This window comes from Pseudomaricurvus alkylphenolicus (assembly GCF_011683955.1).
Lineage (GTDB): Bacteria > Pseudomonadota > Gammaproteobacteria > Pseudomonadales > Cellvibrionaceae > Pseudomaricurvus > Pseudomaricurvus alkylphenolicus.
This window is the reverse complement of the sequence record NZ_JAAQPI010000008.1, coordinates 198,912-225,774: the sequence shown is the minus strand read 5'-3', so window position 1 is coordinate 225,774 and position 26,863 is coordinate 198,912. Positions and strand designations below refer to the sequence as shown.

At 55.7% G+C, this 26,863-nt stretch carries 30 protein-coding genes; 17 read left to right on the top strand and 13 right to left on the bottom strand.

Going from position 1 to position 26,863, the window contains the following annotated elements; translation table 11 throughout:
- Nucleotides 1-34: 34 nt before the first annotated feature.
- The 6 genes from ruvB to HBA55_RS20475 form a co-directional block, all read right to left on the bottom strand.
- Nucleotides 35-1,075 carry a Holliday junction branch migration DNA helicase RuvB gene (ruvB, locus tag HBA55_RS20500; protein ID WP_166995273.1) on the bottom strand — a complete coding sequence of 347 codons (1,041 nt, stop codon included), beginning with the start codon at nt 1,073-1,075 and terminating at the stop codon, nt 35-37.
- Between the two features lie 49 nt (nt 1,076-1,124).
- Nucleotides 1,125-1,754 (bottom strand): Holliday junction branch migration protein RuvA, encoded by a 630-nt coding sequence (gene ruvA / locus HBA55_RS20495; RefSeq protein WP_166995271.1) that lies wholly within the window; start codon nt 1,752-1,754, stop codon nt 1,125-1,127.
- Between the two features lie 84 nt (nt 1,755-1,838).
- Nucleotides 1,839-2,357: a crossover junction endodeoxyribonuclease RuvC gene (gene ruvC, locus HBA55_RS20490; protein ID WP_166995269.1), complete on the bottom strand. Its 519-nt coding sequence runs from the start codon at nt 2,355-2,357 to the stop codon at nt 1,839-1,841.
- A gap of 164 nt (nt 2,358-2,521) precedes the next feature.
- Entirely contained in the window at nt 2,522-3,253 is a 732-nt protein-coding gene (locus HBA55_RS20485) for a YebC/PmpR family DNA-binding transcriptional regulator (protein WP_166995267.1), read from the bottom strand.
- Between the two features lie 27 nt (nt 3,254-3,280).
- Nucleotides 3,281-5,044, bottom strand: a complete 1,764-nt coding sequence (gene aspS, locus HBA55_RS20480) for an aspartate--tRNA ligase (RefSeq protein ID WP_166995265.1) — start codon at nt 5,042-5,044, stop codon at nt 3,281-3,283.
- 74 nt (nt 5,045-5,118) lie between these two features.
- Entirely contained in the window at nt 5,119-5,376 is a 258-nt protein-coding gene (locus HBA55_RS20475) for an FmdB family zinc ribbon protein (protein WP_166995263.1), read from the bottom strand.
- A 185-nt stretch (nt 5,377-5,561) separates the two neighbouring features.
- Between HBA55_RS20475 and HBA55_RS20470 the strand changes: the two genes are divergently transcribed.
- Both HBA55_RS20470 and HBA55_RS20465 read left to right on the top strand, forming a co-directional pair.
- Complete coding sequence (locus tag HBA55_RS20470) at nt 5,562-6,677, top strand: HD domain-containing phosphohydrolase (protein ID WP_166995261.1); 1,116 nt, start codon at nt 5,562-5,564, stop codon at nt 6,675-6,677.
- A 273-nt stretch (nt 6,678-6,950) separates the two neighbouring features.
- Complete coding sequence (locus tag HBA55_RS20465) at nt 6,951-7,382, top strand: HU family DNA-binding protein (RefSeq protein WP_166995259.1); 432 nt, start codon at nt 6,951-6,953, stop codon at nt 7,380-7,382.
- A gap of 144 nt (nt 7,383-7,526) precedes the next feature.
- On the opposite strand, the gene HBA55_RS20460 is transcribed toward HBA55_RS20465, so the two are convergent.
- A complete protein-coding gene (locus tag HBA55_RS20460; RefSeq protein ID WP_166995257.1) occupies nt 7,527-7,976 on the bottom strand; it encodes an HIT domain-containing protein in 450 nt (149 codons plus the stop codon).
- 127 nt (nt 7,977-8,103) lie between these two features.
- Between HBA55_RS20460 and HBA55_RS20455 the strand changes: the two genes are divergently transcribed.
- Together HBA55_RS20455 and HBA55_RS20450 are read left to right on the top strand one after the other, a co-directional pair.
- Complete coding sequence (locus tag HBA55_RS20455; protein WP_166995255.1) at nt 8,104-9,831, top strand: proline--tRNA ligase; 1,728 nt, start codon at nt 8,104-8,106, stop codon at nt 9,829-9,831.
- Between the two features lie 24 nt (nt 9,832-9,855).
- Nucleotides 9,856-10,467 (top strand): lytic transglycosylase domain-containing protein, encoded by a 612-nt coding sequence (locus HBA55_RS20450; protein WP_166995253.1) that lies wholly within the window; start codon nt 9,856-9,858, stop codon nt 10,465-10,467.
- 10 nt (nt 10,468-10,477) lie between these two features.
- Here HBA55_RS20450 and HBA55_RS20445 read toward each other — a convergent pair whose 3' ends face one another.
- From HBA55_RS20445 to HBA55_RS20435, 3 genes are read right to left on the bottom strand one after another with little or no spacing between them, the layout of a single operon-like run.
- The gene (locus HBA55_RS20445; protein WP_166995251.1) at nt 10,478-10,747 is read right to left on the bottom strand and encodes an acylphosphatase; all 270 of its coding nucleotides are present in this window, start codon (nt 10,745-10,747) and stop codon (nt 10,478-10,480) included.
- Nucleotides 10,740-11,234: a TlpA family protein disulfide reductase gene (locus HBA55_RS20440; RefSeq protein ID WP_166995249.1), complete on the bottom strand. Its 495-nt coding sequence runs from the start codon at nt 11,232-11,234 to the stop codon at nt 10,740-10,742. The genes HBA55_RS20445 and HBA55_RS20440 overlap by 8 nt, the downstream gene beginning before the upstream one ends.
- On the bottom strand, nt 11,200-12,534 hold the full coding sequence (locus HBA55_RS20435) for a YihY family inner membrane protein (RefSeq protein WP_166995247.1): 1,335 nt from the start codon (nt 12,532-12,534) through the stop codon (nt 11,200-11,202). Before HBA55_RS20435 ends, HBA55_RS20440 begins: the two co-directional genes overlap by 35 nt.
- A 45-nt stretch (nt 12,535-12,579) precedes the next feature.
- Here HBA55_RS20435 and arsC point away from each other — a divergent pair, with 45 nt between their 5' ends.
- The 4 genes from arsC to sppA are packed head-to-tail and all read left to right on the top strand — an operon-like array spanning nt 12,580 to nt 15,778.
- Complete coding sequence (gene arsC / locus HBA55_RS20430; RefSeq protein ID WP_166995244.1) at nt 12,580-12,924, top strand: arsenate reductase (glutaredoxin); 345 nt, start codon at nt 12,580-12,582, stop codon at nt 12,922-12,924.
- A gap of 3 nt (nt 12,925-12,927) precedes the next feature.
- Complete coding sequence (wrbA, locus tag HBA55_RS20425; RefSeq protein ID WP_166995242.1) at nt 12,928-13,533, top strand: NAD(P)H:quinone oxidoreductase; 606 nt, start codon at nt 12,928-12,930, stop codon at nt 13,531-13,533.
- A gap of 11 nt (nt 13,534-13,544) precedes the next feature.
- Nucleotides 13,545-13,934 carry a DUF2069 domain-containing protein gene (locus HBA55_RS20420; RefSeq protein ID WP_166995240.1) on the top strand — a complete coding sequence of 130 codons (390 nt, stop codon included), beginning with the start codon at nt 13,545-13,547 and terminating at the stop codon, nt 13,932-13,934.
- Nucleotides 13,931-15,778, top strand: a complete 1,848-nt coding sequence (gene sppA / locus HBA55_RS20415; protein ID WP_166995238.1) for a signal peptide peptidase SppA — start codon at nt 13,931-13,933, stop codon at nt 15,776-15,778. The genes HBA55_RS20420 and sppA overlap by 4 nt, the downstream gene beginning before the upstream one ends.
- Nucleotides 15,779-15,790: 12 nt before the next feature.
- Here the strand turns inward: sppA and hda are convergent, their stop codons facing one another.
- Together hda and HBA55_RS20405 are read right to left on the bottom strand one after the other, a co-directional pair.
- Nucleotides 15,791-16,519 (bottom strand): DnaA regulatory inactivator Hda, encoded by a 729-nt coding sequence (hda, locus tag HBA55_RS20410; protein WP_166995236.1) that lies wholly within the window; start codon nt 16,517-16,519, stop codon nt 15,791-15,793.
- Between the two features lie 54 nt (nt 16,520-16,573).
- Entirely contained in the window at nt 16,574-17,698 is a 1,125-nt protein-coding gene (locus HBA55_RS20405) for a DUF2066 domain-containing protein (protein WP_166995234.1), read from the bottom strand.
- Between the two features lie 172 nt (nt 17,699-17,870).
- Here HBA55_RS20405 and purM point away from each other — a divergent pair, with 172 nt between their 5' ends.
- From purM to HBA55_RS20385, 4 genes are read left to right on the top strand one after another with little or no spacing between them, the layout of a single operon-like run.
- Nucleotides 17,871-18,944 (top strand): phosphoribosylformylglycinamidine cyclo-ligase, encoded by a 1,074-nt coding sequence (gene purM / locus HBA55_RS20400; protein WP_166995232.1) that lies wholly within the window; start codon nt 17,871-17,873, stop codon nt 18,942-18,944.
- 3 nt (nt 18,945-18,947) lie between these two features.
- Nucleotides 18,948-19,607: a phosphoribosylglycinamide formyltransferase gene (gene purN / locus HBA55_RS20395; protein WP_166995227.1), complete on the top strand. Its 660-nt coding sequence runs from the start codon at nt 18,948-18,950 to the stop codon at nt 19,605-19,607.
- Nucleotides 19,608-19,639: 32 nt separating this feature from the next.
- Nucleotides 19,640-20,383: a DUF3108 domain-containing protein gene (locus HBA55_RS20390; protein WP_166995225.1), complete on the top strand. Its 744-nt coding sequence runs from the start codon at nt 19,640-19,642 to the stop codon at nt 20,381-20,383.
- Between the two features lie 25 nt (nt 20,384-20,408).
- The gene (locus HBA55_RS20385) at nt 20,409-20,897 is read left to right on the top strand and encodes an FKBP-type peptidyl-prolyl cis-trans isomerase (RefSeq protein WP_166995223.1); all 489 of its coding nucleotides are present in this window, start codon (nt 20,409-20,411) and stop codon (nt 20,895-20,897) included.
- Between the two features lie 11 nt (nt 20,898-20,908).
- Here HBA55_RS20385 and HBA55_RS20380 read toward each other — a convergent pair whose 3' ends face one another.
- Nucleotides 20,909-21,094, bottom strand: coding sequence for a hypothetical protein (locus tag HBA55_RS20380; RefSeq protein ID WP_166995221.1), 186 nt, complete (start codon nt 21,092-21,094; stop codon nt 20,909-20,911).
- Nucleotides 21,095-21,125: 31 nt separating this feature from the next.
- On the opposite strand from HBA55_RS20380, the gene HBA55_RS20375 reads away from it, so the two are divergent.
- The 5 genes from HBA55_RS20375 (at nt 21,126) to HBA55_RS20355 (ending at nt 26,824) form a co-directional block, all read left to right on the top strand.
- Nucleotides 21,126-21,335, top strand: coding sequence for a hypothetical protein (locus tag HBA55_RS20375; RefSeq protein WP_166995219.1), 210 nt, complete (start codon nt 21,126-21,128; stop codon nt 21,333-21,335).
- A gap of 384 nt (nt 21,336-21,719) precedes the next feature.
- Nucleotides 21,720-24,620 (top strand): ribonucleoside-diphosphate reductase subunit alpha, encoded by a 2,901-nt coding sequence (locus tag HBA55_RS20370; protein ID WP_166995217.1) that lies wholly within the window; start codon nt 21,720-21,722, stop codon nt 24,618-24,620.
- A gap of 71 nt (nt 24,621-24,691) precedes the next feature.
- Nucleotides 24,692-25,999 (top strand): ribonucleotide-diphosphate reductase subunit beta, encoded by a 1,308-nt coding sequence (locus HBA55_RS20365; protein ID WP_166995215.1) that lies wholly within the window; start codon nt 24,692-24,694, stop codon nt 25,997-25,999.
- Between the two features lie 205 nt (nt 26,000-26,204).
- Nucleotides 26,205-26,381, top strand: a complete 177-nt coding sequence (locus tag HBA55_RS20360) for a hypothetical protein (protein WP_166995213.1) — start codon at nt 26,205-26,207, stop codon at nt 26,379-26,381.
- Between the two features lie 41 nt (nt 26,382-26,422).
- Complete coding sequence (locus tag HBA55_RS20355) at nt 26,423-26,824, top strand: nucleotidyltransferase-like protein (protein WP_166995211.1); 402 nt, start codon at nt 26,423-26,425, stop codon at nt 26,822-26,824.
- The last annotated feature ends 39 nt before the right edge of the window (nt 26,825-26,863 follow it).

Below are 26,863 nucleotides of genomic sequence, written 5' to 3'. Positions count from 1 at the left end.
TCCCTGGCCTTGCCAAAAGAGCACAGTGTACGACTTATGTCTCGTCCTGAAAACGCTTCGGAATCGATAGGCCGAAATGCTCGTAGGCCAGCGGGGTTACCACCCGCCCCCGTGGGGTTCTTGCCATAAAACCCTGCTGAATCAAATAGGGTTCAAGCACATCTTCTATGGTGTCCCGCTCTTCGCTGATAGCTGCAGCGAGGCTGTCGGCACCCACCGGTCCGCCGGCAAACTTTTCGATCATCGCCAGCAGCAAGCGTCGATCCATATGGTCAAAGCCCTGCTCATCCACGTTTAACAGATTGAGCGCCCGATCGGCGGTTTGCTGGTCGACCAACCCGGAGCCCTTTACCTGGGCGTAATCCCGAACCCGTCGCAGCAGGCGATTGGCAATGCGGGGGGTTCCGCGGGAGCGGCGCGCCACTTCAAAGGCGCCATTTTCGTCAATATCAATACCCATCAGACCGGCGGAGCGGGACACGATGTGGGTCAAATCCTTGACGTTATAGAATTCGAGACGCTGCACAATGCCAAAGCGGTCACGTAACGGGGAGGTCAGCAAGCCGGCTCGGGTGGTGGCACCCACGAGAGTGAACGGCGGCAAATCAAGTTTGATACTGCGGGCCGCCGGGCCCTCACCGATCATAATATCGAGCTGGTAATCCTCCATCGCGGGATAGAGCACCTCCTCGACATTGGGACTTAGCCGGTGGATTTCATCAATAAACAGCACATCCCCCGGTTCAAGATTGGTCATCAGGGCGGCGAGATCTCCCGCTTTCTCCAGCACCGGTCCTGAGGTGGTTTTGAGATCCACCTCCATTTCGTTAGCAATGATGTTGGCGAGGGTGGTTTTTCCCAGCCCCGGAGGTCCAAACACCAGGGTGTGATCCAAGGCTTCGGCCCGACCCTTTGCGGCCTGGATAAAGATTTCCATCTGCTCGCGCACAACCGGCTGACCCACGTAATCCGCCAGCGATTTCGGACGCACGGCACGATCCTGCACGTCTTCCATAGCCTTTGGCTGCGCATCAATCACGCGCGCCGCCTGGGAGAACTGGTCTTTTTCTATCATTGGATCGCGGTTCCGGTTTTAGGTATTGCTGAAAATCAATCTGTTTAAATCAGGCCGGTGCCAGGCTTCGCAGCGAACGGCGGATAAGCTCCTCACTGCTATTGACATCCTGCTCCTTGAGCACGGCGGTTACCATCTTGGCGGCATCCGTGGGCTTGTAGCCAAGTGCTACCAAGGCACTTTCCGCTTCGGCGATAATGTCGTTGCTGTTCGTATCGTCGACGCCAGGCACACTGGCTGCTTCCATGGCCGCAAGCGGTGACTGTTCAGCCTGCCAGTCTTTGAGCTTATCGCGCAATTCTACAATCAGACGTTCGGCCGTCTTTTTACCAACACCCGGCACTTTGACCAAGGCAGCCACGTTGTCCTGCATCACACACTGGACCAGCTGGCCCGCCTCCATACCCGATAGAATCGCCAGCGCCATTTTGGGCCCGACGCCGCTGACCTTAATCAGCGTTCGAAACAGCTCGCGATCTTTTTTATCGAAAAAACCATAGAGTGTCTGGGCATTCTCGCTGACCGCAAAATGCGTTACCAGCGTCACCTGCGAACCCAACCCCGGTAATTGATAGAGAGTGGTCATCGGCACGAGCAATTCATATCCCACACCCTGGACATCCACGACTATTTGCGGAGCCTGTTTTCCCAACAGGACCCCCTGAATCCGACCAATCACCTTTAGATTTTCCTCTTTTCAGGTATTACCCTGCAGTCTGTTTCTATCTGTTCCTGCATATTGCCTCTGCAGCGCCTGGAGGGGCTACACCATCCGGCCACGCCGAAAGCTTCGGGCGCTGGCCACCCGGATGAGATGCTGCTGGGAATTGGCATGACACATCGCTACCCCCAAGGCATCGGCAGCATCCTCCTGGGGCGTTGCCGGCAGCTTGAGCAAGGTTTTAATCATGTGCTGCATCTGATGTTTATCCGCCGCTCCATTGCCCACCACTGATTGTTTGACCTTTCGTGCTTCATATTCTGATACCGGCAGATCCTGGTTAACCGCGGCCACTATAGCGGCACCACGAGCCTGCCCAAGTTTCAGAGCCGAGCCGGCACTTTTGGCCATAAACACGTGCTCAATCGCCATTTCCTGAGGGCAATACTCTTCAATAATCTCAGTGACAGAATCAAAAATGATCTTGAGGCGATCGGCAAGGGGGACTTCCGGGATGCGAATAACTCCGCTGGCAACATAATGATTTTTGCTGCCCAGGCTATTGATGATTCCAAATCCGGTTTTTCGAGAACCCGGATCCACCCCCAAAATCAGCGCCATTGACGCCACCCCACCACTGTTTTTTCATCCAGTAGTGTCACAGAGGCAAGTCCCAAGGTCAAGATGCAGGGTGAAAATCAAAAGGCAAATAGACGATGTGGCAAGAAGAGCCCGGAACCCACTGGACTGCCCCAGCAGGGCTCCGGTCATTATTGAGGGACAATTTAGGTGAGAGCAGCTTCATCGAATTCGGCATTGGTGTAGACGCTCTGGACATCATCAAGGTCTTCCAGGGCATCGACCATGGCCATCACTTTCTCTGAAGCGTCTTTATCCAAGGGGACGGTGGTTGAGGCCACCATGGTGACCTCTGCGCTGTCGGACCTAAAGCCAGCTTCTGACAAGGTGTCTTTGACGTTGAGAAAATCCTCAAACGCGGTAACCACCAGCGCAGAACCGTCTTCGTTGGTCTCGATATCCTCCGCTCCGGCTTCGAGAGCAGCATCCATCAGCGCCTCTTCATCAGCCTCAGCAAAGAATATCTGCCCCTGGCGGGAAAACAGGTAGGCCACTGAACCGTCTGTCCCCAGGTTGCCACCACGCCTGGTAAAAGCGTGGCGCACTTCCGAAACAGTACGATTGCGATTATCAGTCATGCACTCGACCAGAATCGCCACACCACCCGGAGCATAGCCTTCGTACGTCAGCTCTTCGTAGTTGTCACCCTCGGCATTGCCCGCGCCTCTGGCGATGGCCTTGTCGATGGTGTCTTTCTTCATGTTGGCGCCAAGCGCTTTATCAACAGCGGCCCGCAGGCGCGGATTATCCGCCGGATCGGGGCCGCCCTTGGCGGCCACCACCAGTTCGCGAATGATTTTCGTGAACACCTTGCCACGTTTGGCATCCTGAGCTGCCTTACGGTGGCGGATATTGGCCCATTTACTGTGACCGGCCATGCAAACCTCTCCGACTTTCCTATGGAATCAGGCGTTTTCTTTCTTTTTCAGGCGGATATTCAACTCACGCAGCTGCGCGATGTCCACCTCACCCGGAGCGTCGGTCATGACACAATGGGCGGTTTGAGTTTTCGGGAAAGCGATAACGTCACGGATGGAGTGAGTGCCGGTCATCAACATGATCAGACGATCGAGACCGAAGGCCAGGCCACCGTGAGGGGGTGCACCGTACTGAAGTGCGTCCAGCAGGAAACCGAATTTCTCACGCTGCTCTTCAGCATCGATACCCAGCACCCGGAACACGGTCTGCTGCATATCCCGCTCATGGATACGCACCGAACCACCACCCAGTTCGCAACCATTCAGCACCATGTCGTAAGCACGGGACAGGGCCTCAAGAGGCTTGGCCTCCAACTCTTGCGGAGAACAGGAAGGTGCAGTGAAGGGGTGATGCAGAGAGGTCACACCGCCATCAACTTCTTCAAACATCGGGAAGTCGACCACCCACAGAGGTGCCCACTCGCTGGTGTACAGATCCAGGTCTTCACCGATTTTGCAGCGCAGTGCTCCCAGGGCTTCACTGACCACCTTGATGGTATCAGCACCGAAGAACACGATGTCACCGTTAACAGCACCGGTACGTTCCATGACATTCATGGTCACTTCATCGCCCAGGAATTTGATGATCGGTGATTGCAGACCTTCGATGCCTTTTTCAATTTCATTGACCTTGATCCAGGCCAGACCTTTGGCGCCGTAGATACCAACATACTTGGTGTAATCGTCGATTTGCTTACGGGAAATGGTCGCACCGCCAGGAATCTTCAGTGCCGTGACACGGCATTTGGGGTCGTTGGCGGGGCCGGCGAAGACTTTGAAGTCGATGTCTTTGAGCAGATCCTTGATCTCCACCAGTTCCAGCGGAATACGCAGGTCGGGCTTGTCAGAACCGTATTTTTGCATCGCCTCAGCGTAAGGCATGCGCGGAAACTCGCCCAGATCCACGTCTTTCAGTTCCTGAAACAGCTTGCGAATCATGCCTTCGGTCACGGACATGATCTGCTCTTCATCCATAAAAGAGGTTTCGATATCAATCTGGGTAAATTCAGGCTGACGGTCAGCACGCAGATCTTCGTCTCGAAAGCACTTGGCAATCTGGTAATAGCGATCAAAGCCGGACACCATCAGCAGCTGCTTGAACAGTTGTGGTGATTGCGGCAGCGCAAAAAACTTGTGTTCATGAGTGCGTGAGGGCACCAGGTAATCACGGGCACCCTCTGGAGTCGCGCGGGTCAGGATCGGGGTTTCAATATCCAGGAAACCGTTGTCGTCCATATAATTGCGAATGGCGTTGGTCACTTTTGAACGAAAACGCAGGCGCTCCTGCATCTCCTGACGGCGCAGATCCACATAGCGGTACTTCAGGCGGACATCTTCGCCAACGGTGTTGTCGTGCAGAGGGAAAGGCGTTGTTTCGGCGCTATTGAGAATGGTGACATCCAGGCCGTAGACCTCGATTTCGCCTGTGACCATGTTGGGGTTCACGGTGGCCTCGGAACGGGCACGAACCCGACCTTTCACCTGCAGGACATACTCGCCGCGCACCTTGTCGGCAATTTCAAAGTTTTCCTTGGCATCGGGGTCAAACACCACCTGAACAATGCCGTCGCGGTCGCGCAGGTCGATAAAAATCACGCCGCCATGGTCACGGCGACGATCGACCCAACCACACAGGGTAACTTCCTGGTCAATAAAAGAGGCATTGAGAGCGCCGCAATAGTGGGTGCGCATAAGTTTGGTCCTATAAGTCAGTAATCAAATAAGGTTAATACGTGTTTTTGGCTGTCAGGCTATATATAGAAGCCTTAATCAGCGGCCGCCGTGGCCCCGGCAGCCGCTCCGCTGTTGGCACTACTGCCCGCCAGGTTCTTCTTTTTGTCGCCGGTCTTGAAATCGGTCTCATACCAGCCTCCTCCCGACAGTCGAAAGCCGGCCGCCGAAATTTTTTTGCTCAATTCCGGCTTTTTGCAGGATGGACATTCCTTCAAGGCGGGGGCGCTCATCTTCTGCAGTGCCTCCATTGCATGCCCACAGGCTCGACATGCATACTCATAAATCGGCATAACTATGTCCCATAACTACGTTCCTACAACCCTTCTGCCACGAAAAACGGCGCATTATAACCCAGCCTCCCGCGGTGGTTAAACCACTGATGGTCTATGCTTAGGCTTGCGGTGGTCCGGATCCGGTCAGAGCTGCCCCCAGTCCGCCCCCGCCCCAGTGCTCAATGAAGGGAGATGCCCGCCTTATGATTGTTGCCCAACCCCAAGATATCGAGATGGAGCTGGTGGATGACTTCTTTTATGACTTTCATGAGCACTATCAGCGCAGCGAGGATCTGCTGATCAAGCTGGAAAAGGCGCCTTCGGACTCAGAACTGACAAACAGCCTGTTCCGTTGCGTACATACCATCAAAGGCAATCTGATTTACATCGGCTTGAAGGAACTCTGTCCGCTTTTGCAGGGCATTGAGGATGTCCTCGATGGAGTTCGCCACGGGCAACTGCGCTACGACGACTCGCTCAGTGATGTGGTTTTACTCGCGATGGACAAGACCAAGGCACTGATCGATGAGAATATTCATGGCAGCAACAGCGGTATCAGCTTCGAACAGTTTCAACAGATTTGCCGGAGCATCGCCCAAATTGCACAGGTAGATCCACAGCAACGCCCTGTGGCCATCAAGAAAAGCCTGAACCTGCTGGACCCGCAATCTCCTCTGCACCCACTTCCAGCCCCGCCGCTCGACAGCTCGCTGCTCGATGATGCCGCCGCGATGGGCATCCGCATCGATGCGGATCATCGCTTTGTCCACCAGTTGATTCCCTCGCTCGAACATCGCTCCCCGTTTTGGAAAGGTTATACCGACCGTATTGCGAAGCTTAGCCTGTTGATGAATGAGCACGCCAACCGTGCGGAGCCTCCGGAGCAGCTTTTGATGGCTGCCATGGCTCACGACATTGCCATGCCCTTTTTGCCGCTATCCATGTTGCACAAAGACAGCAGCTATGTGGAAGCCGAAAGGCAGCGCATGCAACACCACGTTCGCCTGGGGGCAGATCTGTTGCAATCGATGGGCGGATGGGAAGAAGCCGCCATTATGGTTTTGCAACACCACGAACACTGTGATGGCAGCGGCTATCCAAACGCTTTGACCTCAAAGGATATTTGTAATGGTGCGAAGATACTTTCCATTGCCGATACCTATGACGCCTGTCGATACAATCGCGCCTATCGCACCGAACAAAAACGGCCGTTGATTCGCGCTGTTTTGGAAATAAATCGCCAGGCAGGCAGCCAATTTGACGACGCCTGGGTGCAGATTTTCAACCAGGTCGCCAAGCGGGAATTTACTCTGCACTAGCAGTCCTTCTAAGAGCACCAGTGCCTGACACCCTGCTTTTTTAGGGGTTTCGAGGCATTTTTTCGAAAAAGCACCGAAAAAACCCTAAAAAATGGGGTTTTTAGCGGTTTTTTGCTTGCCTGCGCGCCTGCAACCCTGTATACATAGCCTCAGCGGTTACCCCAGACTGTTTGAACCTATAAAACAAGGCTTTTTTACCGACCTTGCGGGTTCAATATCAAGCCGCTGCAGTAAGTTAAAAACCTACTACCCCAGACAACAAAGGAAAAAACCATGGCCGCCCGTAAAGCTACCGCCAAGAAAGCCCCAGCCAAAAAAGCTGCTGCCAAGAAAGCTCCAGCCAAGAAAGCTGCTGCCAAGAAAGCTGCTCCTGAGAAAAAGGTGAAAGCGGTTAAGGAGCGTTACAGCAAAACTCAGATTCTCAATCAGATTGCTGAGAACACCGAACTGAGCAAGAAGCAGGTTCAGAGTGTTTTGGATGAACTCAGCGATATCATTGAAGGTCACATCAAGAAGCGTGCCGTTGGCGAGTTTGTTCTGCCTGGTCTGCTGAAGGTTTCTGCAATCAAGAAGCCTGCCCGCAAAGCCCGCAAGAATGTACCTAATCCCTTCAAACCAGGCGAAACCATGGACGTGGCCGCCAAGCCTGCTACCGTTCAGGTTAAGGTTCGCCCACTGAAGAAGCTGAAGGATATGGCTCTGTAATTTGAGTCAGACGAAACGAGTGCCTACAAAGAGCACTTGAAAAAAGCCCCCGTTGGAACCCTCCGCGGGGGCTTTTTTGCTTTCGCTTCAGCACAATACCCGGCTGATGCCGGCCCTGATTCGAATAAAAGCCGAATCAGAGGGTTACTTTGCCTCCGTAAACTGGCCACCTGCCAGCGCGCTGCGCAGCCTTGATACGCGCTCATCGAGCTCTTCTACGCTGTAGTCTTTGTGCTCCAGCACACCCCAGATTGGCCCCGGCCATGCCGCATCATCCTTAAAGCGCGCTATGTGGTGCAAGTGCAATTGGCTGACCTGGTTGCCCAAAGCAGCCACATTCATTTTGTCCGGCACAAAGAGATCGGCCATAACCTCTGCCAAATGACAGGACTCATCCATCAGTTGCTGACGATCCATGGCGGCAAGGTGATGTATTTCACGTTTACCGGGCCTTTTGGGCACCAAAATACACCAGGGATTATTGGCATCGCGGCTCAGCAACACCAGAGACAGCGGGAATTCCCCCAGCAACACTGTATCCGCCGCAAGCTGCGGATCCAGCTCAAACTTTTGCTGTACATCGAGTTCGGACATCGTGGTTTCCTCCTTTCCCCAACCCGTTAACCACCGTAGAATACTCCTCCTGAAACAAATTACCTAGGATCAGTTGCCAGATTCAACCGACCCTGCCCAACTTAACAGCAAGAGATAGCCAGTTCCCATGCGTGCAAGCCGTTTCCTTATCGCCACCCTCAAGCAGACCCCCTCGGACGCGGTCGCCGTCAGCCACCAGTTAATGCTGCGAGCCGGCATGGTCCGCCAGCTTGCCTCTGGTCTATACACCTGGCTGCCGCTGGGATTGCGGGTTTTACGCAAAGTGGAGAACATCGTTCGCGAAGAAATGGACGCGGCGGATGCCCAGGAAGTATTAATGCCGGTTGTGCAGCCCGCAGAGCTCTGGCAGGAGTCCGGTCGCTGGGAACAATATGGTCCCGAGCTGCTGCGTATTACTGATCGCCACGAGAACCCTTTTTGCCTGGGTCCAACCCACGAAGAGGTGATCACAGACCTGATCCGAAATGAGCTCAAAAGCTACAAGCAACTGCCGGCCAATTTTTACCAGATTCAGACCAAATTCCGTGACGAAGTGCGCCCCCGCTTTGGCATTATGCGCTCGCGGGAATTCACCATGAAGGACGCCTACTCTTTCCATCTGCATCAGTCCTGCCTGCAGGATACCTATGACCGTATGCATACGGCATATTGCAATATTTTTGACCGTATCGGCCTGGATTACCGCCCGGTACTGGCGGACACGGGCTCCATCGGTGGCTCCAGCTCCCACGAGTTTCATGTGCTGGCCGACAGCGGTGAAGACGATATCGCCTTTAGCAGTGGCAGCGACTACGCCGCCAACGTCGAGTTGGCCGAAGCGGTTGCACCCACCGGGGAGAGAACGACAGCAACTCAGGAGATGGCCGAAGTGGCCACCCCGGGGCAGCATACAATCGAGGATGTCAGCAATAACCTCAAGATTGCCAAGTCCCAGCTGGTGAAAACGCTGATTGTTCTGGCACCCGAAGATGAAGACGGCAATCAGGGCCTGGTTGCGTTGATTGTGAGAGGCGATCACGAGCTCAATGAAGTAAAGGCAGAGAAACTGGAGCAGGTTGCAAGCCCCTTGACCATGGCCCCGGCAGAGCGCATTAAATCTGAACTGGGATGCGGCATTGGCTCCTTGGGCCCCGTTGGGCTGGCGATACCCACCTTTATCGATCGCAGCGTCGCCCACCTCTCTGATTTTGCCTGTGGCGCCAATAAGGAGGGTTACCATCTTACCGGTGTTAACTGGGAGCGTGATCTGCCGATACCCACTATCGCTGATCTTCGCAATGTGGTGGTTGGTGATCCGAGCCCCTGTGGCGAGGGCACGCTGGAAATCAAACGCGGCATCGAAGTGGGCCACATTTTCCAGCTGGGCACCAAGTACAGTGAAGCCATGCGCGCCAGCGTGCTGGATGAAAACGGCAAAGAGCAAGTGATGACCATGGGCTGCTATGGTATCGGTGTCAGCCGGGTGGTTGCAGCGGCCATTGAGCAAAACTATGACGACAACGGCATCATCTGGCCCGAAGCGATTGCCCCCTTCCAGGTTGCCGTTATTCCCATCAATATGCACAAATCGGATGCAGTACGGGCCAAGTGCGAAGAACTTTACGAAACTCTGGTCAACCGGGGTTACGAGGTTCTCTTTATGGATGAGGAAAAAGCGCGCCTGGGTGTCATGCTGGCCGATACCGAACTGATGGGCATTCCCCACCGCATTGTGGTAGGTGATCGAGGCCTTGAATCCGGCACTCTGGAATTCAAGAGCCGCCGAGATTCTGAAAAACAGGACATCCCCGAGACTGAACTGATGTCCTTTTTGGAAACTCAGATCGGCGTCTAGGCGCCAAGTTGTTTTCAAACGCTGATGAACAGCTCCCGTTTCTCCACCAGACTTTGCCGGCCTGATCAGCTGCGCAGACTCTTGCTGGTGCTGGGACTGGTGCTGTTCGGATGTACCCAGAATACCCTTGCCCAGCCCCAACAGGGCATCGACCCCCAGCTGCGTGCCTCACTGAAAGCCACCATCGAAGCCAGCGACAGTTTTGAAGATCGCTATGATGCCGAAGTCTGGCTGATGTCAAAACAAGACAAGTTGGCCAGATTTGTAAAGAGCCCGTCTGAACGACTGGATTTGCTGCGCCGGATTCACCGCGCTGCGCGCCGCGCCAGTCTGCAGCCTGAGATTGTATTGGCGCTGATTGAGGTAGAGAGCGGCTTTAATCGCTTTGCGGTTTCCCGCGTAGGCGCTCAGGGCATGATGCAAATCATGCCCTTCTGGAAACGGGAAATCGGCCGGCCCGATGACAACTTGATTGATATCGACACCAACCTTTTATATGGCTGCACCATCCTTAAACACTATCTGGATCGGGCCGACGGGCGCCTGATCGAAGCCCTGGCTCGCTACAACGGCAGCTACGGCCGCAACACCTACCCCCGCAAAGTGATGGATACCTGGAGCCAACACTGGCGCTAGGCGTTCCAGATCATCCCATGCGAAAACCCCGATGGGGGTACGGCGGAGCCGACTGCCAGGAAACTTCATCCACTTGCGATGCACTCGGCCCCTGCTCCACTTGACGCTGAACCTTCTCCACGCGGGCGGAAGGCCCTTGCAATATCACTTCGACGCGCCCGTCGGGAAGATTGACCGCATAACCCTCGAGCCCTTCTGCCTCGGCACAGCGCTGCACAAAGTATCGAAACCCCACTCCCTGCACACGCCCGCTGACCCATCCCTGCACAGTCTCACTCATTGCTCACTCCAAGTTGTGTGGACGCCAGCTCGCGCTCATCCACAAGCCAAACGGCTAACGAATCCCGCGTTTGCGGCCCGACCAACACCCCCCGATAGTTGCCCTCAGGATCAAAAACATAGGTGGCCGGCAACACTTGCGGACGCTGGTAACCAAGAGACTGCGCCGGATCCTGACGCAGGACATTAAAGCTTATACCCAAGGCCCGGGACTGGCGTTTAAGCTCTTCCCCCTGAGGGAGGTCATAATTCACACCCAGCACGGTCACACCCGCTTCCCTTGCAAAGGCATTCAGTTCCGGCATTTCTTTTCTGCAGGGCTTACACCAAAGCGCCCAGTAATTGATGAACACCCATTGCCCGCGCAACTCACTCCAGCGAAGATGATCACCACTTTGGGTTTCATACACTTTGCCGTCGCATCCCGTCAGCACCAGCAGCCATAAAATGCCGCTAAGGCTTAAGCAAACGCGGAGACGTCGCAACATTTCTGTCTTCCTCATGATCGTCACGTAATAAGGATTCCACAGACACATCAAACTCGCGGTGGCGATGTCGATCCAACGCCTGCAAACGTTCTGACACCGCCTTAAACCAGGGATCTCCATCCAACCTGAGTTCCGATGGCGGCAGCTGATCTCCGACACCGGTCAAACTGGCCAACTGCTGCAGCGACAGAGTTTCCAGGTCGCGACACAAGACATAATCGCTATTTTGAGTGAGTGTAATAATACCCTGGCGCTGCAGCATATTGCGCAGTCGCCGCCACTGTTCGGATTCCACCCCTACCGCGAGAAGCTGGTCCAGAGATATAGGTCTGCCAATCTGCGCCCCCTGCCGCAATTGCCACAACACTTGCAACGCGGCGATCAGATCCGAATGTTGAGTGCGCTCAATTGTGCCTTGATAGGCGGACAGGGCACGCACCAGAACCGCACCGGCGAGGACAATCATCCAGAGGATGTAAATCCATAGCAGGAACAGCGGCACCATTGCAAAGGCACCGTATACGGCTTTATAGCTGCTGTTAGCCACAATCAGGCCGAACAGGTCCTTGAACAGTTCAAAACAAATTGCGGTCAGCACGCCTCCAACCAAGGCATCTTTGAAAGGTACCTTGCAGTTGGGTACCGCCACAAACAACAACGTAAAGGCCATACAGGTCAGTAACCAGGGAAAAAAACCAAATACCGTGGGCACAATTCCGAGGCTGTCATAGTCATCAACGAAGTACTGCAGTGACAGCAGAAAGGTACTGATGGCCAATCCCAGCCCCAATAGTAAGGGGCCCAGGCTCAGTACCGCCCAATACAGCAGAAAATTCGATAACCCGCGCCGCGCCTCGATAACGCCCCATATGTCGTTAAAGGTGGACTCAATACTTTTCATCATCAGATAAGCGGTCACCACCAGCATCAATATCCCCGCCAGCGTGAGACTGCGGGCCTGGGTGGTGAATTCGGTCAGATACTCGCGCACATCCAGACCGGAATCCGGCAGCAGGTACTGGAACAGATATCCCTCCAGCTGACCAGCCATTCCCTCAAACGCCGGAAACAGGGAGAACATCGTAAAAATCACCGTCATGGTGGGGACTATGGCAAACAGTGTCATATAGGTCAGTGCGGCTGCCTGTTGTCGGCACCCACGCTCGCTGTATTGCGCTGCCACAAAGCGCAGAAACCGCCATAACTGGCGAGCATCCATTTGGCGGAGATTTGTCAGACTGTGTAACCCGGGCATATAACCTGAATCCGAGGGTGAATAGTGTTGTGTGTCGGTTACCATTACAATAGCCCGATTGCTAAGAGGAACATAAAGGAAAATTCGTCAATGGTCACCATTTATCACAACCCCCGCTGCTCCAAGTCCCGCAATACCCTTGCCTTGCTGCAGGAAAACGGAGTCGAGCCTGAAGTGGTTCTGTATCTGGAAACTCCCCCCAGCGCCGAGCAGCTTGCTGAACTGCTGTCCAAGCTGGGCATCTCTGCCCGGGAACTGCTGCGCAAAGGTGAGGATGCCTATAAGGAAAACGACCTCAAGAACCCCGATCTCAGCGAGCAACAACTGATTGCAGCCATGGTTGCCACACCCAAGCTGATTGAACGTCCCATTGTGGTCAAGGGCAATAAAGCCGTACTGGGCCGTCCACCGGAAAATGTGCTGGAGCTGATTTAAGCGATGGCTCCTTACATCCTGGTGCTTTACTACTCGCGCCACGGCGCGACTGCGGCGATGGCCCACGATATCGCCAGGGGCGTTGAACAGGTAACCGGCATGGAGGCACGACTGCGGACCGTGCCCCCGGTTTCGCCAGATACCGAAGCCTCCCTGGAGCCCATACCTGACCAGGGGGCTCTCTATTGCTCGCTGGAGGATCTCCGCGATTGCAGCGGCCTGGTACTGGGCAGCCCCACACGCTTTGGCAATATGGCCGCGCCGCTCAAGCACTTTCTCGACAGCACCAGCAGCTTATGGCTGAACGGATCGCTGATTGATAAACCCGCTGCGGTATTTACCTCCACCGGCAGTATGCACGGAGGCCAGGAGGCAACCCTGCTCAGTATGATGACACCGCTGATGCACCATGGAATGGTGATGGTCGGACTCCCCTACAGCGAGCCGGACCTGATGCAAACCCGCAGCGGCGGCACCCCCTACGGCGCCTCCCACGTTGCGGGTGCCGATAATTCACTGAGCATCAGTGACGAAGAACAACGCCTGAACCAGGCACTGGGCAAACGAGTGGCAAACATCGCCCGGGCCCTCGCCCCACAGTTTAAATAGATGGAGTTCCTGTGAATCTGCCACCCAAACCGTCCAGACTGAAGACGGGTGAGGCCACCAGCCTGGCCTGCGTCATCGGGCTGAATTTGCTCTACCTGACCACCAGCCTGCTGGATGAAAGATTTGTCTGGACGCTGCTGCTAATCCCCTGCCTGAGCCTGCTGATGTTTGTGCCGGGCATGCTGCGCCAACATGCCCGTACCTACAACTGGCTCTGCTTTGTGATCCTGATGCACTTTACCGTCGGCGTCAGCAATGCCATGGCGCCCAACGGGGCCTGGAACGATTACCTGCAGACACTGCTCTGCGTTATCCTGTTTATCAGCGCCATGATGACCAGCCGCTGGCTGCAGGCCTGGCAGGCACAATCACTCAACGCCGAGCAAGGAGTCCACCCATGAAATCCGACCACCAACCCGGTTTCATCCGACGCTTTTTCTCCGGCCTCTGGAAGGGCATCACCTGGGTCCGCACCGGCCTCGCCAATGTGATTTTTATCTTATTGATTTTGGTGGTAATTGTGGCATTGGCACCCGAAGAACCCCGCCAAATGCCCAAGGATATTGCACTCCACCTGGCACCCAGCGGCCTGCTGGTAGACCAATACAGTTACGTGGACCCGATGACGCAATTTCTCGAGCAGCGCAGTCAGCGAGAGACTGAAACCCGCGTCAGGGACATTATTGAAGCACTGGATCGGGCAGCGACGGACCCGGCAATCACCTCCCTGGTGCTGGAGCTGGATGAATTGGTGGGCGGCGGTCTGAGCAAGCTGGAAGAAATCGGTTCGGCCCTGCAGCGCTTCAAAGACAGTGGCAAACCGATATACGCCGTCAGCGATGCCTATTCCCAGGAGCAGTATTACCTCGCCAGTTACGCCGACGAAATCACCATGCACCCCATGGGTGCGGTGATACTGACCGGCTACGGAAGTTATCGCAACTATTTCCGCAGCGCACTGGAAAAGCTGTCTCTCAATATGCATGTTTTTCGCGTGGGAGAATATAAAGACGCCGTCGAGCCCTATCTGCGCGACGGCATGTCTGACGCCTCCCGAGAACACAATGGTCAGTGGCTCAATGAACTCTGGAGCACCTACACTGCCCGAGTGGAACAGCAACGGGAACTGGCGGCAGGCAGTATCGACCACTATGTCAATCAACTGGACAAACACCTCAGACAATATAAAGGTGACCATGCACTCGCCGCCCGGGAAATGGGGCTGGTTGATCAGCTCGCCACTCATCACCAGCAGAATCGCTGGCTGATCGAGAAGGTGGGTGAAGACGCTGACAATCAACACTTTCGCGCACTGAATTACCGCGAGTATCTGACACTGTCCGAAGCGACCGCCAGGCACAAGAAGGTCGGTCTGATCGTCGCCAGAGGCGTTATCCTCGATGGTGAACAGGCGCCGGGCAACATCGGTGGCGATACTCTGTCTGATTTGATTCGCTCCGCCAGAGAGGAGCACGATATCGAAGCCCTGGTGTTGCGGGTCGATAGCGGTGGTGGCAGCGCCTTCGCCTCGGAATTGATACGGCAGGAACTTGAGGTGACGCGCAAAGCCGGCATCCCCATTTTTGTCTCTATGGGCAGTGTGGCCGCATCCGGTGGCTACTGGATTTCCATGGGCGCCGATGAAGTCTGGGCCACGCCCACCACCATCACCGGTTCCATTGGAGTCTTCAGCGCTTTTCCCACCCTGGAAAACAGCTTACAGAAACTCGGCATTCATACCGATGGCGTCGGCACCACGGATTTGGCCGGCGCACTGCGGGTCGACCGCCCATTGTCTCCCCAGGCGGAAATCATCCTGCAACAGAGTGTGAACAACATTTACCAGCGCTTCCTCGACCTGGTGGCGCAGGCGCGACAAAGCACCAGCGCCCAGATCCATACGGTGGGCCAGGGCCGGGTATGGACCGGACGGGCTGCCCAGGAACTGGGGCTCATTGACCAGCTGGGAGACCTGCAGCAAACACTGGCGGCCGCTGCGGCTAAAGCCGGACTGACTGAGTTTGATGTGGAAGAAATTGAAATTCCATTGTCGCCGGGTGAACAGCTGGCGCAACAGCTGGCCGATGAGTTTTCCAGTAGTGGCATCGCTGAGCGTTTTGCACAGTCCGGCCTGGTAACCGGGCTTGGACTGCTGGAACAGCAGCTGCGCCCACTCGCAACGCTGATGCAGATGAACGACCCGAACGCGGTATACGCCCAGTGTCTGGAGTGTATGGCGCCCTAGTCCTTAGTAAGGTTAGAGGCCCAGAGTCTGTTTGACGAAGGGAATCGTCAGGCGACGCTGCTCGGCCAGCGATGCATCGTCCAGGCGATGCAGGCACTCGAACAGCTCGTGCAAATCGCGCGACACCCGGTGCATGATAAATTGAGCCACTTCGTCACTGAGTTCCAGCCCTCTGGCCCTGGCCCTCATTTGCAGCGCCCGACATTTATCGTCATCGCGCAGAGGCTGCACCTGATATACCAGCCCCCAGTTGAGTCGAGACTGCAGATCCGGCAGATTGACACTGAGCTCTCGGGGGCCGCAATTGGCGGCCATCACCAGACGGCGACCGCTGTCGCGCATGACATTAAAAAAGCGAAACAGCGCCCGCTCCCATTCAGGCAGTCCCTGGACAGCTTGTAAACCGTCAAGGCAGACCAGATCCAGCCGCTCCAGATCTTCGAGCAATTGCTCCGGGTCATACCCCACCAGTTCGGTCAGTGGCAGATACTGGCTGCAGGCGCCTTCCTGCTGAGCCTTGAGACAAGATGCCTGTAAAAGATGTGTCACTCCAACACCCGTGGCACCCCACAGAAACACAAACTGTTCACCCATCGGTTGCAGCTGATACTTCAACGTGGCCACCACCTGTGCATTCACCTGCCCTTCACGGATGAAGAAGTTATCGAACGTAGCTTCATCGTTCAGGTGCACGCTCAGCGACAACTGTTTAGGCAATGGGTTGGAACGTGTGCGACTCATGGGAACAACAGCGGTAAGAACAGGCGCTAAGGATACTGTCTAAATCGATGTTTGTTAACCTGGCCAGCGAAATCTTAGGGGGTTTTCCCAGCTGCCGAGGGGGGCGGTACTCTGTCGCGGCAAAGCAATCACACCGGGATCCTTGGCGGGAGCCATCAGGCGTCTATCCAGGGCGAGGGCATCGAGAAGGGCATCGATTTCGCCCTCGGTATGCAGATACACCCAAAGATTGCTATGCCTCAATGCGATTAGCTCAAGCTGGCGCACAACGGCCATGCTCTCCAGGTAATCCAGCGCATCCACATAGTTGGCAAAGCTCTGCACCTGCTGTAATTGCAGCAGTACGCCACCGCGAGTATCCGGGCTGGAAACAATGGCGTAAGCGTTGCCAAGATAGGTGCCGATGGCGTCGAGACCGGCGGCCACCAGCGCCGCCTCACCCTGGTCGCTGTGACTGTCGAACACTTCCATACGCTGTTTGTGCAGCAACGACCAGGCCCCCAGCCAACGTCCCGATGAGGTCTGACTGTAGCGGCCAATGGCAATCGCATCGACCCCATAGCGAGCCGATGCCGCTCGGATTTTCTCTCCATCAAGCCGCCAGAGATCATCGGCGCTGATGGACAGTTGATCCTGCAGATCCAACAGTGGCACCACCACCGGCAAACCGCGGGATGCGGTCACCTCAGCCACCACTGCGGTCAGCTCACCCGGCTCCTGTAGCGACACCTGTTGGCGACCGCCATTAATGTCGTCTTTCACCAGCCACACCAGTACAGACGGACGATTATCAGGCCAGATCGGCAGCCCGGCGCGGCGCAAAGTATTGTCGATGGCGGCCCGTGAAAATGTCAGTATCAGCCGGGACGCGGGCAGCTGCTCGTCTCCCTGCTGCAGTGTTTCAGTGGTGGTTTCATAGCGATAGGATTCCAGCAATTGGCCTGCTCGAGTTGCCAGCTGGCTTGCCGCCGGTTGCTGCATGATATCCGTGCGACCTGTGACCCTCACCAGCACAGACTCCAGTGCCCGGGAAGCAGCCTCACGCCTTTCCGCATCCCCCTGGCTCTGTACCAGTATCTGCTGCCGATACAGGCCCTCTACCACTTCGGCCTGAGCGGTGGCGAGCACCAACAGCAGGCACACAAGCGCGGCGAAGGCGGGTTTCCATAAGCGATACAAGAGCGAACTCCTTGATAGATGCGCCTTGAATTGAACAGGTCGCCATTATGCCTGCCGCTATGACCGGTCGCCAATACCTGACCGGTCTTTAATATGTGGCGCTGTGCAATTTCAATGCACACAGAATAGCTGGTAGAATGTCCGGCTTTTCACGAGCCGAGCCGCAGATTCCATGAGCGACAAACAGTCCCCCGCTTCCGAGCCCCAATCCACATCCCTGAGTTACAAAGACGCCGGCGTCGATATTGACGCCGGTAACGCCCTTGTAGAGCGCATCAAAGGGGTGGCCAAACGCACCCGTCGCCCCGGCGTTATGGCGGGCCTGGGTGGCTTCGGCGCCCTGTTTGAGCTGCCCACCGGGTATCGCGAACCGGTGCTGGTATCGGGCACAGACGGTGTTGGTACCAAATTGCGACTGGCCATGGATCTGGATCTTCATGACACCATTGGCATCGATCTGGTTGCCATGTGCGTCAACGATTTGGTTGTCGCCGGTGCAGAGCCGCTGTTTTTCCTCGACTATTACGCCACCGGCAAACTCAATGTGGACGTGGCCGCCGACGTGGTCTCCGGCATCGGCGATGGCTGTGAGCAGGCCGGCTGTGCTCTGGTGGGCGGCGAAACTGCCGAAATGCCTGGCATGTATGACGGTGACGACTACGATCTGGCCGGCTTCTGCGTGGGCATTGCGGAAAAATCCGAGCTCATCGACGGCAGCAAAGTGGCCGCAGGCGATGTATTGATCGGCATAGCCTCCAGCGGCCCCCACTCCAACGGCTACTCGCTGATTCGCAAGATCATAGAGGTCAGCGGCGCCGATCTGGACACCGACATTGATGGCCGTCCCCTGGGCAAAGCCCTGCTGGAACCCACTCGCATTTACGTCAAATCGCTTTTGCGCCTGATCAAAGAATCACAGGTCAACGCCATGTCTCACATTACCGGCGGCGGCCTGCAGGAAAATATCCCGCGCGTCCTGCCTGAAGACTGCAAAGCAGTGATCGACACCAATGCCTGGACCATTCCACCGGTGTTCCAGTGGCTGCAGCAGCAGGGCAATGTCGAAGCCTACGAAATGTACCGCACCTTTAACTGCGGTGTCGGCATGATCATCGCTGTTCCGGCGCAACAACAGGACCAGGCCCTGACCCTGCTGCGCGATTGTGGCGAAGACGCCTTTGTGGTCGGCACCATCGCCAAGGCTGAGGGTGATGAAGAGCGGGTCGAGCTGCAGGGAATCAACTGATCCATGGCCAACTCCACCCCCAATATTGTGGTGCTCATCTCGGGCAGCGGCACCAATCTGCAAGCACTGATTGACGCCCATGATCGGGGTGAGTTACCGGCCAACCTGAGCGCAGTGATCAGCAACCGCCCCAACGCTTATGGGCTGGAGCGGGCCGCGGCTGCCGGTATTCCAACAGAGGTACTGGACCACACCGGCTTTGACAGTCGCGAGCTGTTTGACCAGGCCCTGCAGCGGGAAATCGACGCCTATGCGCCGGATCTCGTTATCCTGGCGGGCTTTATGCGCATCCTGACGGAAGGCTTTACTCAACATTATTCAGGGCGCATGTTGAACATTCACCCATCTTTGCTGCCAAAGTACCAGGGGTTGCACACGCACCAGCGGGCTCTGGATGCCGGTGATGATTGCCACGGAGTGACGGTACACTTTGTCACGGCTGAACTCGACGGCGGCCCCAACGTCGTCCAGGCCGTTGTCCCGGTTTTGCCCGAAGACACGGCGGAAACTCTCGCCAAGCGAGTGCAGGTGCAGGAGCATGTGATATACCCCCTGGCGGCACGCTGGTTCTCTGAGGGACGGCTGCGTATGGCTCAGGGGCGCAGCCTGCTTGACGGAGAGACACTTCCCGACAGCGGCCACATTATCGACAGCCGCAATTGATCGCTGTCGGGAACTGACGGGAAGCTGTATTTATGGCCAACATGCCTTGCAATCACTTTCTGTGGCGCAGCCTGCTGGCCTGTTGTCTTTTGATGGCAGGCGTGACCCGGGCTGAACTGCCCAAACCGTTCGAAGCCACCTACGAAGCCCGTTACGGCAGCTTGAGCATTACCGCCACCCGCACGCTGCGCGAACTGGAGAATGGCGGCCAGGAACTGCGTTTTGCGGCCCGCTCGTGGCTGGCCCGCATCGAAGAAGTCAGCCAGTTTAACTGGAACCGGGAAGGTCATCTGGTACCCGAGCGCTATAGCTATAGCCGCACGGGCCTGGGCCGTGATCGGGAGGCTCACCTGGATTTCGACTGGCAAAAGCTCACCGTGGTGAACAACGTCCAGAAGCGCCCCTGGAGCATGAGTATTCCCCCGCAGGCAATGGACAAGCTCAGCTACCAATTGCAGCTGCGTCACGACCTGCTAAACAGGCACACTCGCGAGAATGATCCGGAGCTGAGCTACGCCATTGCCGACGGCGGACGCCTGAAGACCTACCGCTTTGAAGTTCTCGGGGAAGAACAATTGCAGACGGCCGTGGGAAGACTCAACGTCGTCAAAGTAAGAAAAGTCCGGGAAGGCAGCAAACGCGTGACGTTACTTTGGCTGGCCCGGGACTGGGATCATCTGGTCGTGCGCATCCAACAGACTGAAAAAGACGGCAAACACTACGAAATTAATCTGGCCTCCGCCAGTCTCAATGGGATTCCCGTTACGGGACTCTAGCCCAGCAACCACCACAGGCTCTACGATGACCATTACTACCAACAAAGTCGCAACGATTCACTACACCCTCAAAAACGAGCAGGGCGAAACCCTGGACAGCTCGGAGGGCCAGGAACCACTGGCGTACCTGCAGGGCCATCAGAACCTGGTACCCGGTTTGGAACAAGCCCTTGAAGGCAAGTCCGTGGGTGACAAGCTGTCACTGGTGGTTGCACCTGAACAGGGTTATGGCGACAAGGATCCGGAGCTGATCCAGGAGCTGCCCCGCAGCATGTTTGGCGGCATCGACAATATTGAAGTGGGCATGGAGTTTCACGCCGAGACAGCCCAGGGCATGCAGATTGTCGAAGTGATCGATGTAGAGGAAGACACCATTACCATCGATGGCAACCATCCGCTGGCGGGTGTGGATCTGCATTTTGAGGTTGAGGTGATGGAGATTCGGGACGCCACCGAAGAAGAGCTGCAGCACGGACACGTTCACGGCGCCGAAGGCTGTGGCCACGACCATTAAAATCGCGGCCTCTATTGGCTGGTGACCTTTCTTTCGCCACATCGCTGGCATTCATGAATGGTCACCAATTTGCCCTGTTTGACGTCAAACTGCTTTTCCTGCACCACCTTCCACTTGTGAAAACCGCTGCGACACAGGGTTTTGCCCTTGTGTTTCTGGGCCGCTGTTGGCCGCTTGAACTGCACTACATCGCCCATTCCCTACTCCGGCTATTCAGACGTCGTCGTAATGGCAGATTCTAACATCAGTGGGCAACATGTGCCTGCGGCGCAATCCACTCATTTCTTTTTGCACAACACAACATCTAGTGGTGATCAAATTTTAAACCACAAGATAAGCAAAATAAAAGAATTTGATCTTATTAGAAAAAGTTATATGGCATTGCCAACACCCCAAACATATCCACAGGGGCCGGCTGGACTTGGCACTCAGGATTAGTGGTTACTGACTTATTTCATTACGCACATTTTATCCACAAGAAATCACCATCTTTATCGCCTTGCATTGCCCCCTCAACCGCATTATCTTGTATCCAAATTCTGGCCAACCCCAATATATAGGTGTTTAGTCGATTAAGGGCCTGGTAAAGATTTAACAGCCCCATTTATCAGACCCAAGAGTTTCACCGGATTAAACATCACCAATAACAGCGAGGGCCTGGCCTCACCGGCAGAGCGGCTGATCAACCAGCCCCTGTCGGACGCGACCCGATATCTAAACAGTTGATCGATGTAATTCAGTCCCGTGTGTACAGGCGCGGGGCGGATTGCCGTTTAATGAATTTAACTCTCAACATGCAACGCACAATACGCGGAGACGTACATGCAAACTGACACTGATGTGACAGCAACCCCAGCACCCCAGGCTACACCCTCCACCCCGCAGCCCAGCGCGACGCCGGTAACGGCGACCATGCCGGGCCAACTGCGGGTCATCAAACGCAACGGCACTGTTGTGCCCTATGATGAAAGCAAGATCTCCGTCGCCATGACCAAGGCGTTTCTGGCCGTCGAAGGCGGAACCGCTGCCGCATCCAGCCGCGTACACGAAACCGTCGCCTCGCTGAGTGGCCAGATTAGCGCCACCTTCAAACGTCGGATGCCTTCCGGCGGCACCGTGCACATCGAGGACATTCAAGACCAGGTGGAATTGATCCTGATGCGTTCCGGCGAGCAGAAAATCGCTCGCGACTATGTTCTTTACCGCGAAGAACATGCACGCCTGCGCGCCCAGAACCAGGCCGACCAGGAAGCGGACAGTGAATACCCCACCATCAGCGTGGTGATGCCCTCCGGCGAGAGACAGCCTCTGAATATCCGTCGCGTCCGCACCATTGTCGAGGAGGCCTGCGCCGGCCTCAAAGACGTCGAAGCCAAAGACATTCTCGACGAAGCCATGCGCAACCTCTACGACGGCGTGTCCCTGGAAGACGTGAACACGTCCCTGGTGATCACCGCGCGCACACTGGTGGAAAAGGAGCCTAATTACTCCTACGCCACCGCCCGCCTGCTGCTCGATAAATTGCGCGCCGAGGCTCTGAGCTTCCTGGGTCTGGCGGAGTCCGCCACCCAAACTGAGATGGTCGGCATCTACGCCCAGACCCTGCCGGCCTATATCCGCAAAGGCGTTGAGCTGGAACTGCTCTCGCCCAATCTGCTGGATTACAACCTGGAACAGCTGAGCGCCGCGCTGGACGCCTCTCGCGACCTGCAGTTCAGCTACCTGGGCCTGCAAACCCTTTACGACCGCTACTTCATTCACTCCGAAGAAGGCGTGCGCTTCGAGCTGCCACAGGTGTTCTTTATGCGGGTTGCCATGGGCCTCGCCTACAATGAACCCAACCGCGAGCAGCGTGCCATTGAGTTCTATCAGCTGCTGAGCTCGTTCGATTACATGAGCTCCACACCGACGCTGTTCAATGCCGGAACACTGCGTCCGCAGCTGTCTTCCTGCTACCTGACTACCGTACCCGATGACCTGCACGGCATCTATGGTGCCATGCAGGACAACGCCATGCTTTCCAAGTGGGCGGGCGGCCTCGGTAACGACTGGACCCCTGTGCGCTCTCTGGGCGCCTATATCAAAGGCACTAACGGCAAATCCCAGGGTGTGGTTCCCTTCCTGAAAGTTGCCAACGATACCGCTGTGGCGGTTAACCAGGGCGGCAAGCGCAAAGGGGCAGTCTGTGCCTACCTTGAAACCTGGCACCTGGATATCGAAGAATTTCTGGAGCTGCGCAAGAACACTGGTGATGATCGCCGTCGCACCCACGACATGAACACCGCCAACTGGGTTCCCGACCTGTTTATGAAGCGTGTGTTCGACGACAAAGAATGGACCCTGTTTTCCCCCAATGATGTGCCCGAGCTGCACGATCTGGTGGGCCAGGCCTTCCAGGAAAAGTACGAAGAGTACGAGCGCAAAACGGCCAGCGGCGAACTGAAACTGTTCAAGCGCGTAAAAGCGATCGACCTGTGGCGCAAAATGCTGGGCATGCTGTTTGAAACCGGCCACCCATGGATTACCTTCAAGGATGCCTGTAACCTGCGCAGCCCGCAGCAGCATGTGGGTGTAGTGCACTCCTCCAACCTCTGCACCGAGATCACCCTCAACACCACTGCAGGCGACGAAATCGCTGTCTGTAACCTGGGATCAGTGAACCTGGCTCAACACGTGGTGGATGGCCAGCTCGATCACGCCAAGCTGGAAAAGACCGTGCGCACTGCGGTACGTATGCTCGATAATGTTATCGACATCAACTACTACTCTGTTGAGGCGGCGCGCACGTCCAACATGCGTCACCGTCCCGTTGGCCTGGGCCTGATGGGCTTCCAGGACGCTCTGTACAAAATGGGTTACGCCTACAGCTCTCAGGAAGCGGTGGAATTTGCCGATCGCTCCATGGAAGCAATCAGCTACTTCGCGATTGATTCCAGCAGTGAGCTGGCCAAAGAACGCGGTGCCTATTCCACCTTCGAAGGCTCGCTGTGGAGCAAGGGCACACTGCCAATCGACTCCATTGAACTGCTCGCCCGCAACCGCGGTGAAGACTACATCAAGGTTGATCGCAGCCAGACTCTCGACTGGAACAGCCTGCGTGAGAAAGTCAAAACCCAGGGCATGCGCAACTCCAATGTAATGGCTATTGCCCCCACTGCGACCATTGCCAACATTACCGGCGTATCTCAGTCTATCGAACCCACGTATCAGAATCTGTACGTGAAATCCAACCTGTCCGGTGAATTCACCGTCGTGAACCCTTTCCTGGTGCACGAACTGAAAGCCCTTGGTCTGTGGGATTCTGTGATGGTCAACGATCTGAAGTACTACGAGGGTTCTGTACAAAAAATCGATCGCATTCCGGCCGAACTCAAGGCTCGCTACTCCACAGCGTTTGAAGTAGAGCCCCGCTGGATTGTGGATGCAGCCAGTCGCCGTCAGAAGTGGATTGACCAGGCCCAGAGCCTCAATCTCTACATTGCCGGTGCCAATGGCAAGAAACTGGATATCACCTATCGCATGGCCTGGTATCACGGCCTGAAAACGACTTACTACCTGCGCGCACTGGCGGCCACCTCCACGGAGAAATCCACCGTGGAAACCGGCTCACTGAATGCAGTCTCTGCGGCCGCACCCGCCGCTACCGCTGCTGCACCGGCAGAAGCTGCACCGGTACCCAAAGCCTGCTCTTTGGACGACCCGGACTGCGAAGCTTGTCAATAAGCGGCGGCTAGAGCCAACCGACAGAAAGACCGTCAGGAACAGTAAACAGGATTAGACACAGGAAAATAGACATGCTGAGCTGGGATGATTACCAAGAAGACTCTACAGTTACGCCACCACCCGCTGCGCCGCAACCTGCAGAACCCGTTTTGCAACAGACGGCTGAGCAGCCAACCGTAAAAGAGGAAGCCCCTGCATACACGGCGCCAGAACCCGCCGAGCCCGTTGTCGTGAATACGGCCACCGCTGAAGAGCAAACCAAGACGGCACCTGCAGCTGACGAAACCGCCGTACAAAAAGCGCAACGCGCAGTTGCCGACATGGACCCCACTCCAGGACTCGAAGAGCTGGAAATGGGAGCGGCTCGAATTGAGGTGGATGAGAAGCGCATGATTAATTGCCGCGCCGATCTCAACCAGCTGGTGCCATTTAAATACGACTGGGCCTGGCAGAAATACCTGGACGGCTGTGCCAATCACTGGATGCCCCAGGAAGTGAATATGACGGCGGACATCGCCCTTTGGAAAAGTGCCGACGGCCTCACCGAAGACGAACGTCGCATTGTCATGCGCTCTCTCGGCTATTTCTCTACCGCTGACAGCCTGGTTGCCAACAACCTGATTCTGGCCATCTACCGCCATATCACCAACCCGGAAGCACGCCAGTACCTGTTGCGCCAGGCCTTTGAAGAAGCCATTCATACGCACGCCTACCAGTACTGTGTGGAATCCCTGGGTATGGACGAAGGCGAAGTGTTCAATATGTATCGCGAGGTCCCCAGCGTTGCTAAAAAAGCAGCCTGGAGCATCGACCATACACAGGGCATTTCCAACCCCCACTTCCAGACAGGCACCCCCGAAACCGATCAGGAATTGCTGCGCAATCTGGTAGGTTTCTACTGCGTTACCGAGGGTATTTTCTTCTATTGCGGTTTTACCCAGATTCTGTCCATGGGTCGCCGTAACAAAATGACCGGTGTTGCAGAGCAGTTCCAGTACATTCTTCGCGATGAATCCATGCACTTGAACTTTGGTATCGATGTGATTAACCAAATCAAGCTGGAGAACCCGCATCTGTGGAGCGCCGAGTTCCAGGAAGAAGTGACCCAGATGATTCTGGAAGGTACCGAGTTGGAAATCGCCTACGCCCGCGACTCCATGCCTCGTGGTGTACTGGGCATGAACGCAGCCATGATGGAAGAATACCTGCAGTTTATTGCCAACCGCAGATTGGCACAGCTGGGTCTGCCCGAGCAGTTCCCGGGGGTTCAAAACCCATTCCCATGGATGAGCGAAATCATGGACCTGCGCAAAGAGAAAAACTTCTTTGAGACCCGCGTGATTGAATACCAGACAGGTGGCGCCCTGAGCTGGGATTGATCCGCTGCTCCCCCTCCCGCTTGATCGAAGCGATAGGGGGAGAAACCAAAAGAATTGCCTCGGGATTAAACAGCGAATCGCTGTTGCAGTTGATCCCCGCTCCAGCAAACACCGCTGGAGCACTAGGCTTTTGCCATACTGATGGCAACTGACTGCTCAGCCGTGCCGACGAATTGCGGTTGGCTGAAACACCGAGGGAAACATCATGAACCAACAGCCACGCCTCAACAATGAGGACATCCTGATCACTTTGGATCAATTGGACCAAACGCTCGACGTGTTAACCCAAGTGGTTAAGCGCCTGAAGCATGATATTACCAACAGCGCACCACCAACTGCCCCACCCCTCATCGACGGCCAAACTGACGACACTCTGCACTAAGCAGCAACCTACGACCGGCAATCCCAACGGAGATGGAGATCGTGAGAGGACTTAGCACTTCACAGCATCACCGCGTCCATGAACCCACAACCACCTATTCTGCGAATAATCGCTATCGCCAGGTGGCGCGGATTATCAAACACCTGCGAGATGAAATACATGCCATTCAGCCCCGACTGGCCAAACCGACTACCGCGATGATCGATCATTTGGTGTTCAACTGCCCCCTGCACCTGCTGCAGCAGGACGACTGGCAGAAGGTCATCATCGATGTGCTGGAATATATGATTGAGCATCTGGATCCACTTAACTATCAGGAGGATCTGTTTACTCGCTGTGATCGGCCACAACCTCTGTTCCCCAACGAGGAGCTGTTTGACCAGCAGGACAGCCTGATTTTTGCCCAGGCCCTGTTACTGCACCAACGGGAGGCTTTTGAGTAGATCGGGTCCACTCACTAATGCCGGGTCTAATACTCCTTC

Bases quoted from the DNA above. Each gene is read 5' to 3' on its own strand.
- HBA55_RS20365 (WP_166995215.1), top strand. From the start codon at position 24,692: ATGCTGAGCTGGGATGATTACCAAGAAGACTCTACAGTTACGCCACCA.
- sppA (WP_166995238.1), top strand. From the start codon at position 13,931: ATGAAATCCGACCACCAACCCGGTTTCATCCGACGCTTTTTCTCCGGC.
- purN (WP_166995227.1), top strand. From the start codon at position 18,948: ATGGCCAACTCCACCCCCAATATTGTGGTGCTCATCTCGGGCAGCGGC.
- purM (WP_166995232.1), top strand. From the start codon at position 17,871: ATGAGCGACAAACAGTCCCCCGCTTCCGAGCCCCAATCCACATCCCTG.
- HBA55_RS20370 (WP_166995217.1), top strand. From the start codon at position 21,720: ATGCAAACTGACACTGATGTGACAGCAACCCCAGCACCCCAGGCTACA.
- ruvB (WP_166995273.1), bottom strand. From the start codon at position 1,075: ATGATAGAAAAAGACCAGTTCTCCCAGGCGGCGCGCGTGATTGATGCG.
- arsC (WP_166995244.1), top strand. From the start codon at position 12,580: ATGGTCACCATTTATCACAACCCCCGCTGCTCCAAGTCCCGCAATACC.
- HBA55_RS20485 (WP_166995267.1), bottom strand. From the start codon at position 3,253: ATGGCCGGTCACAGTAAATGGGCCAATATCCGCCACCGTAAGGCAGCT.
- ruvC (WP_166995269.1), bottom strand. From the start codon at position 2,357: ATGGCGCTGATTTTGGGGGTGGATCCGGGTTCTCGAAAAACCGGATTT.
- HBA55_RS20435 (WP_166995247.1), bottom strand. From the start codon at position 12,534: ATGGTAACCGACACACAACACTATTCACCCTCGGATTCAGGTTATATG.
- HBA55_RS20385 (WP_166995223.1), top strand. From the start codon at position 20,409: ATGACCATTACTACCAACAAAGTCGCAACGATTCACTACACCCTCAAA.
- HBA55_RS20440 (WP_166995249.1), bottom strand. From the start codon at position 11,234: ATGTTGCGACGTCTCCGCGTTTGCTTAAGCCTTAGCGGCATTTTATGG.
- HBA55_RS20450 (WP_166995253.1), top strand. From the start codon at position 9,856: ATGAACAGCTCCCGTTTCTCCACCAGACTTTGCCGGCCTGATCAGCTG.
- HBA55_RS20390 (WP_166995225.1), top strand. From the start codon at position 19,640: ATGGCCAACATGCCTTGCAATCACTTTCTGTGGCGCAGCCTGCTGGCC.
- HBA55_RS20465 (WP_166995259.1), top strand. From the start codon at position 6,951: ATGGCCGCCCGTAAAGCTACCGCCAAGAAAGCCCCAGCCAAAAAAGCT.
- HBA55_RS20460 (WP_166995257.1), bottom strand. From the start codon at position 7,976: ATGTCCGAACTCGATGTACAGCAAAAGTTTGAGCTGGATCCGCAGCTT.
- hda (WP_166995236.1), bottom strand. From the start codon at position 16,519: ATGAGTCGCACACGTTCCAACCCATTGCCTAAACAGTTGTCGCTGAGC.
- HBA55_RS20445 (WP_166995251.1), bottom strand. From the start codon at position 10,747: ATGAGTGAGACTGTGCAGGGATGGGTCAGCGGGCGTGTGCAGGGAGTG.
- wrbA (WP_166995242.1), top strand. From the start codon at position 12,928: ATGGCTCCTTACATCCTGGTGCTTTACTACTCGCGCCACGGCGCGACT.
- HBA55_RS20375 (WP_166995219.1), top strand. From the start codon at position 21,126: ATGGCAGATTCTAACATCAGTGGGCAACATGTGCCTGCGGCGCAATCC.
- HBA55_RS20455 (WP_166995255.1), top strand. From the start codon at position 8,104: ATGCGTGCAAGCCGTTTCCTTATCGCCACCCTCAAGCAGACCCCCTCG.
- HBA55_RS20360 (WP_166995213.1), top strand. From the start codon at position 26,205: ATGAACCAACAGCCACGCCTCAACAATGAGGACATCCTGATCACTTTG.
- HBA55_RS20475 (WP_166995263.1), bottom strand. From the start codon at position 5,376: ATGCCGATTTATGAGTATGCATGTCGAGCCTGTGGGCATGCAATGGAG.
- HBA55_RS20380 (WP_166995221.1), bottom strand. From the start codon at position 21,094: ATGGGCGATGTAGTGCAGTTCAAGCGGCCAACAGCGGCCCAGAAACAC.
- aspS (WP_166995265.1), bottom strand. From the start codon at position 5,044: ATGCGCACCCACTATTGCGGCGCTCTCAATGCCTCTTTTATTGACCAG.
- HBA55_RS20470 (WP_166995261.1), top strand. From the start codon at position 5,562: ATGATTGTTGCCCAACCCCAAGATATCGAGATGGAGCTGGTGGATGAC.